General features: G+C 46.7%; 11 protein-coding genes. 6 read left to right on the top strand and 5 right to left on the bottom strand.

All coding sequences use genetic code 11. The features are described from left to right. The first annotated feature begins 72 nt into the window (after positions 1 to 72). From OEY64_09850 to OEY64_09840, 3 genes are all read left to right on the top strand, one after another. Positions 73 to 411: a P-II family nitrogen regulator gene (locus OEY64_09850; protein MDH5543254.1), complete on the top strand. Its 339-nt coding sequence runs from the start codon at positions 73 to 75 to the stop codon at positions 409 to 411. Then, entirely contained in the window at positions 411 to 1,436 is a 1,026-nt protein-coding gene (gene fbp, locus OEY64_09845) for a class 1 fructose-bisphosphatase (protein ID MDH5543253.1), read from the top strand. The genes OEY64_09850 and fbp overlap by 1 nt, the downstream gene beginning before the upstream one ends. 196 nt (positions 1,437 to 1,632) lie before the next feature. Further along, the gene (locus tag OEY64_09840) at positions 1,633 to 2,313 is read left to right on the top strand and encodes a hypothetical protein (GenBank protein ID MDH5543252.1); all 681 of its coding nucleotides are present in this window, start codon (positions 1,633 to 1,635) and stop codon (positions 2,311 to 2,313) included. A 187-nt stretch (positions 2,314 to 2,500) separates the two neighbouring features. Here the strand turns inward: OEY64_09840 and OEY64_09835 are convergent, their stop codons facing one another. Further along, positions 2,501 to 3,184, bottom strand: coding sequence for a TVP38/TMEM64 family protein (locus tag OEY64_09835; protein MDH5543251.1), 684 nt, complete (start codon positions 3,182 to 3,184; stop codon positions 2,501 to 2,503). A gap of 305 nt (positions 3,185 to 3,489) precedes the next feature. Between OEY64_09835 and OEY64_09830 the strand changes: the two genes are divergently transcribed. Genes OEY64_09830 through recO form a run of 3 tightly spaced genes read left to right on the top strand, consistent with a single transcriptional unit; the run spans position 3,490 to position 5,904 of the window. Then, positions 3,490 to 4,242, top strand: coding sequence for a hypothetical protein (locus tag OEY64_09830; protein ID MDH5543250.1), 753 nt, complete (start codon positions 3,490 to 3,492; stop codon positions 4,240 to 4,242). Next, a complete protein-coding gene (gene era / locus OEY64_09825; protein MDH5543249.1) occupies positions 4,239 to 5,132 on the top strand; it encodes a GTPase Era in 894 nt (297 codons plus the stop codon). Before OEY64_09830 ends, era begins: the two co-directional genes overlap by 4 nt. Before the next feature lie 4 nt (positions 5,133 to 5,136). After that, positions 5,137 to 5,904: a DNA repair protein RecO gene (gene recO / locus OEY64_09820; protein MDH5543248.1), complete on the top strand. Its 768-nt coding sequence runs from the start codon at positions 5,137 to 5,139 to the stop codon at positions 5,902 to 5,904. A 5-nt stretch (positions 5,905 to 5,909) separates the two neighbouring features. On the opposite strand, the gene OEY64_09815 is transcribed toward recO, so the two are convergent. The 4 genes from OEY64_09815 to OEY64_09800 all read right to left on the bottom strand — a co-directional run bounded on the left by OEY64_09815 (position 5,910) and on the right by OEY64_09800 (position 13,194). Further along, positions 5,910 to 7,757, bottom strand: coding sequence for a response regulator (locus OEY64_09815; GenBank protein MDH5543247.1), 1,848 nt, complete (start codon positions 7,755 to 7,757; stop codon positions 5,910 to 5,912). Between the two features lie 12 nt (positions 7,758 to 7,769). Continuing rightward, entirely contained in the window at positions 7,770 to 8,201 is a 432-nt protein-coding gene (locus OEY64_09810) for a response regulator (GenBank protein MDH5543246.1), read from the bottom strand. Positions 8,202 to 8,253: 52 nt separating this feature from the next. After that, positions 8,254 to 10,056, bottom strand: a complete 1,803-nt coding sequence (locus tag OEY64_09805) for a PAS domain S-box protein (protein MDH5543245.1) — start codon at positions 10,054 to 10,056, stop codon at positions 8,254 to 8,256. A gap of 192 nt (positions 10,057 to 10,248) precedes the next feature. Then, positions 10,249 to 13,194, bottom strand: coding sequence for a response regulator (locus OEY64_09800; GenBank protein ID MDH5543244.1), 2,946 nt, complete (start codon positions 13,192 to 13,194; stop codon positions 10,249 to 10,251). Positions 13,195 to 13,306 lie beyond the last annotated feature (112 nt).

The raw sequence follows: 13,306 nt of genomic DNA, 5'->3' as shown, positions 1-13,306 counted from the left end.
GATAGGCGCCTGAGCGGCTATGCAGAAGACAGGGGCATATCCCGAGGACAATGTTGGAGGTTTGCGGATTTTATGAAGAAAATTGAAGCGATTATAAAGCCCCATAAACTGGATGAAGTGAAGGAAAAGCTGAACGACATCGGCGTAACCGGCATGACCATTACCGAGGTAAGGGGTTTCGGGCGTCAGCGAGGGCACAAGGAGATATATCGAGGGGCGGAGTACCACATCGATTTTATTCCGAAGATAAAGCTGGAGATAGTGCTAGACGATTCGATCGCGGAAAAGGTTATAGACCTGATATCCGAATCTGCGAGGACAGGTTCCATCGGCGACGGAAAGATATTTGTAATACCTGTCGAGGAAGCTGTAAGAATAAGAACCGGAGAGAGAGGGGAGCAGGCTATCTGATGGCCCATGAGTTTAGAAAACTCGGTACGACCGTAACGAGGCTCATCATGGATGAGCAGAGGAAACATCCTACAGCTTCCGGCGATTTCTCGTCGATGCTCATGGAGCTGATCGTCGCCATGAAGCTCATCTCGTACGAAGTAAACAAGGCTGGTCTCCTGAATGTCCTTGGGGCGGCGGGTACCAATAACATACAGGATGAAGAACAGCAGAAGCTTGATGTGTTTGCCAACAACACAATCTTCAGGGCGATGGATCATACAGGCTACCTCTGCGGCATGGCGTCGGAGGAAAACGCCGACATCCTCGAGATCCCGAAGCAGTATCCGAAAGGGAAGTACGCCCTTGTGTACGACCCGCTGGATGGTTCATCCAACATCGACGCTAATGTAAGTATCGGAACGATCTTCGGCATCTATAAAAAGATCTCCGATGGCACCGATTACGATACCGAGGACTTCCTTCAGCCGGGGCATAAAATGGTCGCGGGGGGATATACGATATACGGCTCTTCAACGATGCTGGTAATAACTACTGGTAACGGCAACGGCGTGCATGGCTTTACGCTCGATCCAAACGTGGGAGAATTCATCCTTTCGCATCCGAATATAAAGACGCCGCAGAAGGGGAAGATCTACAGCGTAAACGAGGGTAATACCCCCTACTGGGATGAAAAGACAAAAGATGTCATCAACTATTTCAAGGATAAGGATAAGAAGACCGGGCGCCCCTATTCAAGCAGGTACATAGGATCGCTTGTGTCCGATTTTCACCGCAACCTCCTCTACGGCGGGATATTCATGTACCCGATAGATTTCAAGGAGCCGTCGAAAAGCACGGGGAAGCTGAGGCTCCTATACGAGGCGAACCCGCTGGCGTTCGTGGCGGAGAATGCCGGTGGGCTGGCGACCGACGGGAAGAACCGAATACTCGACATGAAACCGACCGACCTTCACCAGAGGGTTCCGCTCTATATCGGCAGCAAGGAAGATGTCGAGACTGCGATGAAGATACTAAACGGGTAACGTCCCGCCTCAACATATCCGGGAGACTTCTTCCGGCTTGCTATTTTAAATAGTTTCCTCTCTCTTCAGCTTCGGTTATTATTTATTTACAGTTCATCATTGTCTTGCATGTCGTGCCATTCGGATAATCGCAACTTATAAAGGGGCAAACTGTATGTGGTATACAAGGCTGATCGTTCACGCGTGCATTTTGGTTATGTTTCCGGCCATATCGTTCGCGCTGGATTTCGAGTATCCGACCAACGAGGTAGAGAGGCCGCTTACGTTGCCGAAGTCTGTGGTGGAGATAAGCGGCGCATGGAATTACACGCCGCGGGAGTATTACTCGGACTATTCAAAATTTAACATCCGTTACGGGATTACCGATACTTTTGAAATATATTCTTTCGGATTAAAAGACAGGTTCTTGTTTCTGAACGGTAAGCATGAATTAGCGTTAATAGCGGTGATGCTCGGTTCGTCGACAGAAGGAGTTTCCGCAAAGGGTGGATTTGAAGGAAAGTGGAGAGTGGCTGACAATGCCGCGCTTGTATACAGTATGGACGCTTTCACCAACCCTGGGGGTGAGATTAAAAACGAAACCAAGTGGCTATTCGGAGGGATATACTCTTTTAGCGACAAGACAAGTATTACACTGCAGGGTGCATACTGGACGCGCCAGGTTCTGCAGGAAAACTCAACTTCTTTGGGTGACGGTATTTTCAATGACTACATCATAAAAGAGCTGGTAGCCAGGTTTGGCTATAACCACTCAGCGAGGGTGGATCTTTTTATGGAAGGGAGATATTCAATTTATCCTGGGACGATAAAAATGGAAGGTATTACCTTCGCTGATACAAATGAGACCTTCGCTCTTGGTGCAGCGTTACGATTTTAAGTGTCTTATCGCTCGGTATTCAAGTCGACAAAAGTTAGTTGAGTCAGTGTACTTTAGAGAATCTATTAAATATGTCAAACAGTGGCAGACAGGAATGGAGTGTCTGGAACACTGCTGAAATTTGTCCTAGCCAGGTCAGTCACGAAAAGGAAAATGTTGACCGGATATATTTTGACCTGACTGCTTTTCAGTCCGGGAGATTTTTTTTGTACACCTTGTACTTCTTTACGGCAATCGGAACAAGTGCAAGAATGCCGAGCAGTACAAGCGATGTGATCATCCCCGCCGTGAGCGTGAAGCCCTCCTCTATTGATTCTCCTATTTCGGCGGCGGCGTTGGTGAAAATAAACGAGGCTGGCATCATCCCGAAAAATGTCCCTATTAAATAGTTTTTGAAGGATATGCCGGTTAGCGACGCTCCGTAGTTGAGGCCGTTGTAGGGGAATACCGGGACGAGCCGGACGAACAGCATATAGTTCAGTCCGTCTTCCGCTATCCCTTTTTCAAGTTTATCGAACCATTTTTGTCCCCTGAATTTTTGAGCCATTACATCGCGAGCGGCAAAACGTCCGATGGCAAAGGCCGCGCATGCCCCCAGCGTTGCCCCGGTAATGTTCAAGGCAGTGCCGAGCCATTTACCGAAGATTATCCCACCCGCGATGGTGAAAATGGTGCCGGGGAGGCCAAAGGTAGAGGCGACAGCGTACAACAGGACGAAAGCGAGCGGTCCGAAAATACCGAATGAATCGACCAGATTATGAAGTTTCTGAAGAGTAAGGTGTTCATGCAGATTGAAATACCTGAAAATAAAAATAATCGCGGAAATAAAAATTACAATGAAGATCAGTTTTATAGCACTCTTTTTTTTCACAATGTTTTATTCCGGTTGAATGTTTAAAAACGCGTTATTTTTGGATTGCCCTGTTACTATCATAAGCTAATATACCACTTGCCACCCGTTCAGTCGGTCATTATTGGTTTGCTGACAATACGATTTTCATGGGAAGCGGTTTTCATGGCGAAGCGATTTTGGTAAAATCCGGCCTATGAAAAACATGGTGTACGGTTCAGGGCACAGGGGAAAGCAGGGAATAAAGCGAATTACAGGCCTATTCATGGAGATTTTGCCGGTTAATGCTTGTTAAATATGAATTGCATGATAGACTTTCTAGTCTTATGAAAAAGCCGATTAGCCATTTCTTTATTTTTTCAGCATTAGCTGTTGCGTTTGCGGCAGGAAGCGCGTCAGCTGAAAAGTTGTCTACTTCCGACCAGTTGATAGATTCTCTTCCGACGAACGTCCTCGGAACATCACTTACCGAGCCACCTTCACTTACGGTTATAAGGTCGGAGAGGGGCGGCGTATATTTCGCGAATAAATTCAAGGCAAACAATCTGGTAACACATTCGCGGTTGAGCAAACTGAAAAGGCATCTTCGGAAGATCAATTACGACAAGAAAATGGTGATAGTAGTTCTTTCCAAGCCGACTGACAATTATGACATCAATTTGAAAAATGTTTCTCTCGATGAGGGAATAATCAATGTTGATGTTGAATACAAGCATGAGGTTAAGGATTATGCCATCCCCCCAAAGAAGGCTGTCTATTACAATCTGGTGGCTGTCAAAAAGCTTTCCGAGCCGGTGCTCCTGAAGGCAAAGGAGATACAGACCAAAGGGGATGTGGAGGATCGCACTAAAGTAACGGTTACCGGGAGACTGATGCGTTACACGGACGACATACTGCAGGTGATACCCGTACGGATTCGTCGCGGTCAGAAAAACAGTTATTACATCAAGGGGGAAATAGTCGCCGAGCTTGAAGCTTATATCGGAAAGGTCATTACCCTGGAAGGGACAATAAGCCACGCAAAGGACGGTCCGTACGAAGCCGAGCTGAGCGTTACAAAATTTGTGAGTGTAAAATAGAAAAGCCATTTCACACCGGTTATTGTTGCATCTTGGGCATGCCCAATGCAGGCAAGTCCACCCTCTTGAATTTTCTTTGCGGCCAGAAGATAGCGATTGTAACTGCCAAACCGCAGACCACCCGAAACAGGATAGTAGGCATAAAGACGGAGGAGAACTCCCAGATAATCTTTATCGATACTCCGGGTCTCCACGAATCGAAGAAGACAATCAACCAGATGATGGTTAAGGAGGCGGAAGGTGGAATAGCCGACGCCGACCTCTTTCTGTTTTTAAGCGACCCTCTTCACAGGGAAACGGAATACGAGAGGAAGTGGATAGAGAAGCTGAAAGGGAAGAAGAAGCCTGTCATTATCGCCATAAATAAGATCGACAAGGCAGACAAGGGCTCGCTTCTCCCTGTAATAGAGGATTTCGCGAAGATGGGTATGGAAAATGTCTTCCCTATTTCGGCAAAAACCGGCGAGGGGGTGGCCGAACTTGAAAATCATCTGCTCTCGCTATTGCCGGAGGGGCCGAAACTTTACCCCGACGATATGGTGATGGAGCAGAATGAAAGATTCATTGCGAGTGAAGTTATCCGGGAGTATGTTTTCAAGCTCACTCGACAGGAGGTGCCATACTCCTGCATGGTGGAGATAGTCGATTTTAAGGAGCGAAGCGAAAACCTCTCCGTTGTCCATGCGGTCATCTGGGTAGAAAAGGAGTCCCAGAAGGGGATAGTTATCGGAAAAGGTGGAGAGATGATTGGGGCGATAGGGAAGGCGGCAAGGGAAGAGCTCGAAAGGGAACTTGAAAGGAAATTCTATCTCGACCTGAAGGTGAAAACGAAAAAAGACTGGACAAAGGACGGAAAGAGTATCCGGGAGGCCTGGCAAGGAATAAAATAGGACCATGCCACGCTATAACGATGAAGCGCTTGTACTCAGGAACTGGGACTATGGAGAAAGCGACAGGATAGTTTCTGTTTTTTGCAGGAATCACGGAAAGGTTCGCGTTATCGCAAAAGGGGCCAAAAAAATGAAGAGCCGCTTTCTGGGCCGACTCGAACCGTTTCAGACGGTAAAACTCTCCTATCTCGGCAAGGAGCATAGCCAGCTTTTCATCCTGAGCAGTATCGAGCTTACCGGCAACAACATGAATTTCATTTCAAATCTCGATAAATTTTCCCGCGCATGTTATCTGGTGGAGATGGTGGAGGCCGGACTCAAGGAGGGCGATCCGAACAGGACAGCATTTGACACCGTAGTTCGCACCCTCAAATGGATAGGGGAGAACGAAAACGGCCGGGGTTACGAGTGGATAACGCGCTTTTTCGACGTAAGATTCCTAAGTTCCCTCGGATACAGGCCGACTCTTGACCGCTGCGTAACATGCGGAAAAAAGTTCGAGCTGAACAGCAAGCCGTTTTTCAATCCTGAAGGCGGGGGGCTATCATGCGAGAAGTGCGCCAAGGGGGTGGAATTTACCATCCCGGTATCGCTTGGTTCCGCGAGATTTCTAGAAAAGATACTCTCCGGCGGATTTGAGATGGCGGCAAGGCTCAAGCCTTCGCCGATGATGATTGACGAGATAGAGAAATCGATAACCGCTTTCAGGAACAGCCGTCTGCAAAGAGTCTTTAAAACGGAGCGTTATTTCAACATCGGAAAGGCTGTATGAAGTGATCAGCCGACGAATCTGCGGACACGGGCGATAAAGTCGTTCTTGTCCGAGTTCTTTTGCGCGAAATCGTCGGCGCCGAGCTGGAACGCCTTCTGTCTGGTTTCAATATTAGTGTCGGAAGTAAGAATTATGATTGGCAGCAGTTTGTATTTTGGATCATTTCGTATTGCCTGAGTCAGCTGGAATCCGTCCATTTCTGGCATAAGAATATCGATAATGACAAGATGAGGGATTTCTTTTTCCAATATATCCAAAGCGTTTTTTGCTCCGTCTGTTTCAACGATGTCGATATCGAAATCTTTCAGGTAGCTGATGATGACTTTTCTGACAACCCTGTCGTCGTCGACCAGGAGGACGCGCGGCTTCACGATGTTCAGGGTGATGGCACAGCTGGTCCCCTTGTTTATTTCAGATTCTATTTCCAATGTCCCACCATGAGTCTCCATTATCTCCCTGCATAACGGAAGTCCCAGTCCGGTGCCTGTTTCACCCGCTGTGCCGACTGTGGAGGTGTGCATCTCATAACTGAAAAGATTTTTCAGGCGGCCCGGTTCAATCCCTACCCCGGTGTCTATAACTGATAGTGTGATTTTTTTGCCGGTTTCACATTTGAAAACGATCGAATCCCCTTTCCTGCAGAATTTAATGGCGTTAAAAAACAGGTTTTGAAGAACCTGGATTATGAGATCGGCATCCGCGTATATCCTTGTATGTATCGGCACTTCGTTTTCAACTTTTATCCCCTTCTCCTTCGCCATGAATCCGTACATGGTTAAAACCTTTAATGTAAGGACGCCCAAATCACAAAACCTCAATTTCGGCTTTACGATACCGGTTCTGAGCCTGCCGATATCGAGCAGTTCTTCGATAAGTTTGAGCATGTTCTCGCCAATGTCGACTGCGTTAGCAAGCCTGTTTATTTTCTGTTCGTCCTCTGTTGTTGACGAATCGGCACGGAGGAGCCGGAGGAATCCGAGCATTGTTCCCAGTGGCGATCGGAGATCGTGGGAGACGAGTGACAGGAATTTATCTTTCAGGAGGGTTGCGTTTTCCGCTCTTTCCTTCGCGAAGTTGAGTTCCTTGATGAATTTGGACCGTTCGGTAATGTCGCGAATGATAGCGGTGAAAAATGTTTTTTCCTTTGCCCTCCATGTTGAGAGAGACATTTCGATGGGGAATTCGCTTCCGTTTTTCCTCAATCCGGAATATTCAACGGTTCTTCCGATTATAGTTTCCTTCCCAGTATGAGTGAATTTCTTGAATCCATGCGTATGTTTTTCCAGGTATGACTGGGGGATAAGTATGGTCACGGGCTGTCCCACCGCCTCTTCATCGGTATATCCAAAGATGTTTTGCGCTCCGCCGTCCCATGAAATTATAGTTGCCTGGTCGTCGCAGGAGATGATCGCGTCGTTCGCGGAGCGGGTAACGGAGCGAAATTTGGTTTCGGAATCCTTTAGCGCCTCTTCAGATGCTTTTCTGTCTACGACGTTATTGATAGTTCCGCTTAGAACGGCGAGGTATTTCTGGTCGGGGTCCTTTATAAGGTATCCGTATGCTCCAAGCTTCAGCGCTTCCGCGGCGATAGATTCGTCCCCTCCGCCGGTAACAAAGACGACGGGAGTGCCGTTTGTCAGGGGCATTATCTCGATGCCTGTGCCGTCCCCAAGCTGGTAATCGAGAAGTATGATATCGAATTTTTGCTCGTTAAGGATATCTCGGCATTCTGCCAGCGAAGACGCAGGCTTGATTTCGTAAGGAAGCTTATTTTCCTTTACATATCTTGTCAGCGCTTTTCTATCTACTATGTCATCATCGACAAGGAGTACCCGCACATTCGTTTTTGGCATAAGCTGATTACCCTATGATGGCAGTTCACTCAAGGTCCAGTAAAGGTTTATCACCCTTACGGCTTCAACAAATTTATAAAAATCGACAGGCTTGATAATGTAGCCGGCTACGCCAAGATTGAAACTATCTACTCGTTCGGTCTCTTCCTTGGATGTTGTAAGCACTATTACAGGTATTCTTTTCAGTTCCGGATCGTTTTTCATTATTTTAAGAAATTCGATCCCACCCATGACCGGCATGTTGAGGTCAAGGAAGATCAGTCCGGGCCTTTTTCCGTTTTGAGCGGCAGCATTTTTGTTGTTCCTAAGGAATGAAAGTGCTTCTTCCCCATTTCCCGCAACATCAAGATGGTTGGTCACGTTGGCTTCCTTGAACGCGCGCTTTACGGTCTTTATATCGACCGAATCGTCTTCCACGAGCAGAATCGAGATATTTGAGTCCATAAACATAAATCTCCTTTAATGTTTCCGAATCAGCCGCTATTCAATACCGGATCTATTCGGCTTTTGTAACTTTTATCCCCTTCGGAATGGTAAAGTAAAAAGTGCTCCCAACTCCTACACTTGATTCCACCCAGACGAGCCCTCCGTTTAATTCTACAATTTTTCTCACTAGAGCCAAACCTATTCCTGTGGACTCTTTTTCGTCACGGGGCTTGAGGCTCTGAAAAATCTTGAAAATGCGGTCGAAATGTCTAGTATCGATCCCGACTCCGTTGTCCTTAACGCTGAATTTCCATAGTTTATCGAAATCTTCGCATCCTACAGTTATCTTCCCTTCGGGCTTGTCCATATGCGCAATTGCGTTACTGATAAGGTTTTGAAAAAGTTGACGTATCTGGGCCTTGTCGTAAACAATTTTCGGTAATTCCCCGTCTATTGTGATTGTCACGTTTTCAGGGCAATTGAGCGATTCAATCGTTTCCTGAACCAGTGTTAGGCAATTTATTTCCATCAATTCGGGTTTCACTCTTCCCAGCCGCGAATAGTGAAGAATTCCTTCGATCAGTTCGTTCATTCTTCTTGTTCGGCTGACGAGAAGCTGAAGATTCTCTTTTCCGTCGTCGTCCAGCTTGTCCTCGTAATCGGCGGCTATCCATGTCGCAAGGGAGCTGATGGCCCTTAGCGGCGCCTTCAGGTCGTGGGAAACTATATAGGCGAAGTCCTTCAGCTCTTCATTTGAGCGGGTAAGTTCCTGCGTTCTTTCAACGACCCTATGTTCGAGAAGGTCATGCGCCCGCTGAAGTTCTTCCTTCGCGCGCACACGCTCGGAAATATCGCTGATCGTCCCCACCGCGTGCCAGTTGTTTTCAAGGTTGATAGAGGCGATGGAAAGCTCTATCGGAAATTCCCTTCCGAATTTATCAATTGCCGATATCTCCAAAGTTTTATCGACTACATTCCCTTTTCCGGTAAGCGCAAACGGCTTTAAGCCTTCCAGGTGTTTCTCCCTGTATCTTGGGGGGATAATGAATTTTTCAAGGTTTTTGTCATAAACGTCGTCAAAGGTGAATCCGAACATCTTTTCTGCCGCCGGGTTCCAGAAGCGTATCTTCCCCATGGAATTTATCATTATGATAGCGTCGCTTGAAGAGTTCGTGATTTTGGAGAGGCGAAGTTCGCTCTCTTCCATTTGGCGGATGAGCGGAGCGCCGATCCTTATAAATATGTTTGTTCCGATAAGGACGACTAATACCGCGAAGAGCGTTGTGTATACTCCTGCCTCGATGAAAGGGGCGCGTATTTCCGACAGATCGATTTTTGCGACTATTGCAAGTCTTGTTTCTCCCAGTTTCACTAGCTGGAAGGCGGCCAAAACCTTCTCCCCTCTGTAGTCGACATCCACAATGGCACCTTCCTCCCCCAAAAGCGCCTTTTGGATCGGTATGGCCACGTCCGATCCCATCGGTATCATAGGGGGGGAATGGCTCCCCTTAATTGGTCCTGTGGCATGTCGATGGCTCAAAAGAAATTTAATATGGTCGTCTTCGATAGTTGCAAGCACAAATTCGCCGGTCTTGCCGAAACCGACATAATTTTCATGCGCATCCCGGAGCTGTCCGATTGTGTCTTCAAAAGATTCTTCAAAAGCATCATGTTTATGTTTCATGTCGTGACGCGCTATCGCCTCTATCAGGCTGGCCTGGCTCTGTATGGTTTCTATAAGTCGCAGTTTCTGCTGTTCAAAGGATACGTTGTACAGAATAGAGATAGCCGCCGACGCTATCAGAAGCGAGACAATCGACATCGTCAGCACCAACGACATTATTCTCTCTTTTGCCGTATTTCTTTTTTCCATTGTTCCCCGCATCCCGTGAAGTATTCAACCCTCATTTTATCACCATTCCACGTTTGACGTCCGCAGTGGTTTGATTTAATTTTTATCGGGAATTTCGGGAAAAACAGGGAGAAAATATGAGTTATCGATATTTATAAAAGAAAGCCGGCACAAATGTGCGGGCAAAGATTGCCGATGGAGACAGGTTGTTTATTACCCGATATACCTGCGAATACGGGGGATGAACTCGTTTGGCGGTGAGGTCTTTTCCAGAAAATCGTCAGCTCCCATCTGCAGGACATGATTTCTTGTTTCAACGCTCGAATCGGAAGTGAAGATTATGGTGGGGATTGTATTTGTTCTGGGATTGTTTTTGATATTTTCCAGAAGCGCGAACCCGTCCATTGCCGGCATCGATAGATCTGAAATTATCAAATGCGGAGTTTTGCTTTTCAATATTTCCAGCGCTTCAAGGCCGTTTCTCGCCTCGATGAACTCCAGATCCAGCTTTTGCAGATGATGTCTGAATAAGATCCTGAAATTATCCTCGTCATCGACGAACAGAATTTTTGGTTTTACGACAGGAAGGCTCACATAAAATCTGGTTCCTTTGTTTAAGGCAGATTCAACTTTCAAATTTCCGCCATGCGCCTCTACCATCTCCTTGCACAGTGGAAGTCCCATTCCCGTACCGACCTCGCCGGATGTGCCGAGAGTTGTTGTTTTTTCTTCAAATGAAAATATCTTCTTCAGGTTTTTGGCGGAGATGCCTATGCCGTTGTCCTCTATAACGATAGTGTTCATTTTGTCTTCGTCGAAAGAGAGAGCTACCGTGCCGCCGGGATTTGTGAATTTAATGGCGTTTGTCATGAGGTTTGCAAGGATCTCCGTTAATAACTGAGAATCCGCGAACAGCCGCTTGTTTTTTATCACTTTATTTTCAAGGATGATGTTCTTTGCTTCGGCAAGCGTCCTTACGTTCTCCTGAACTTTGTACACTGCGAAATACGGATCGAAAAATGAGCAATTCAGTTTAAGTTTGCCCGTTTTAAACCTGCTAATAGTAAGCACCTCATCAATAAGGTTTCCCATCTGCTTCCCCGCGCTTTCGGCGAGGGCGATAAACTTCCCAAGATTTTCGGATCTTAAAGTCGTGTTTTCGCGCTTTAAAAGCTGGATAGAGCCGTTTATCGATGATAACGGCGTTTTCAGGTCGTGCGAAACAAGTGATAGAAATTTGTCCTTGAGTTCCGTCGCTTTCACCGCGTCATCCTTCGCCTTGCGGATATCCTCTTCGTACTGGCATCTCTCCAATTCTGCCGCGACCCGTGTTGCGAAAATTTCCAGCATCGATTCCGTCATCACCCTGTTTACCATCGGATTCCGGTCAAGGATTACCAGTATTCCCAGTGAACGGCCATCCGACCCAAACAGGGGTGTGCCTGAATAACACTCGATCCCCATATCTATCAGGATCTTGTCCTTCGGGAACATGCGCGTCACGTTGCTTGGATAGGTGCATAACCTTTGATTTATGACGGTTTGGCAAGGAGTGCCTTCTAGATCGAACTCAAAGTTTTCCGCCAGTTTTCCATCGGCGCATATTGCTATGGTTTTCACGCGATTCATATTGTCTTCGCAAATTTTGCCTATCAGCGCATGTGATATGTTCAATGTCCCCGCGAGGTTTAACACAAGTGAAGAGAAAAATTCCGCGCCTGATTTGGCGGAAGAAATTCCTACAACCACCTGTTGCAGAGCCATGTCCGATTTTTTCCGGTCGGTTATATCGCGCAACATGCACATAACTTCGCCATTCGGCAAAGGGAGGAGCCTGGAATCAAAGTGTCTGGAGCCGTTTTGATTTGCCATTTTAAACTCAATATTCGCTACTCTTTTTTGCTGTGCCACTTCGGAGATCGCGGGAGCAACCTTTGCGAACATATCTTCAGGAAAAACGGTTTCCGCTTTCTCGCCGATGCAGGGGGCGGCTTTCAGGTCAATTTTAAAATAGCTGGAGGCATGAAAATCGATGATCGTCCCGTCCGGTTTAAAGCGGAAATATATGTCTGGTATTGCGTCGAAAATGGTCTGCATCTCTCTTGATCTGTCGAGAATCGCCTTTTGATGCTGTTTGCGTATCGTTATGTCATGTAAAACCATTTGTAGCGCAGGTTTGTTCTTGTACAGGATCGGCATCGATATCACCTCAACGTCTAATATTGTTCCATCGGTTCGGACGAAGGTTTCTTCAATAAGGGTTATCGGTTTATTTTGCTCAGCCATTTTGTAAATTCTGTTTATTGTGTTTTCCCAAAATTCCGGCAAGACGAAGTTAACTATTGGCGTCTCCGTTATTCTGTCGGGATTGTCGGTTCCAAGCATTTTTTTTGCCGCGCTATTCGCGAAAACCACCCGTCCGTCTGAATGGATCAAAAATCCGTCGGGGGTCAATTCCACCAGTTGGCGGTAGCGCAATTCGCTGTCGTTTAATTCCTGTATTAAAGGGTCGCTTATTTCCCTGAATACATATGCCCCGGCAAAGACCGCCAATATGGCGATTAATGCGGTGATCAGCCCGGTCTTTATGAATGGCGCTCGTATTTCGGATAAATCGATTTTCGCGACGATCCCAACCTGTTCATCTCCCCAAGCGACAGGCTCGTACGCGGCCAGAACTTTTTCGCCGCGATAATCAAGACCTATCATTGAACCCGATTTTCCTTTAAGCGCCATCTGCATCGGCTGGGCGTAATTATCCGTCATGGGAAAAGGGGGATGATCTTCATTTGTGCCAAAGCTGCCTGAATGTCTGTGGGTCAGCAGAAAATGTATCTTTCCGTTTTTGAGTTTGGCAAATGTAAATTCTCCTGTCTTGCCGAACCCCTGGTAATTCTTGTGAGCCTCTTGCATCTGGCCAAGTATATGGAGCTCGGTTTCGATCTGTGTGATGTGCCCATGCTGTTCGTCATGTTTGAACATCGCTTCTATAAGCTTTGCCTGGCTCTGGGCAGTTTCTGTTAGGCGGGTTGTCTGCTGTTCGAATGAAACGGTATAAAGAAGGCCGGTAGAGACGGCCGTGACTATGAAAGTGATAATTGTCATTATCACGATCAGGTATCTGATCCTTTCACGGGGAAGGCCAAGCTTTAACAGCATCTATAAACCTCAGTCAAAGTCGAGAGCCTGAGTGGAAAGAACGCCTAACTCCCGAAATTGAAAATGCAAAAAAGTTTAGAGAAAATAGCGAAATATATAAAATGTGAAAAGT

It is taken from the genome of Nitrospinota bacterium (genome assembly GCA_029881495.1).
Classification (GTDB): domain Bacteria; phylum Nitrospinota_A; class UBA7883; order JACRGQ01; family JACRGQ01; genus JAOUMJ01.
Note: the sequence above shows the minus strand (reverse complement) of the source record. Positions and strands in the feature narration are given on the sequence as shown.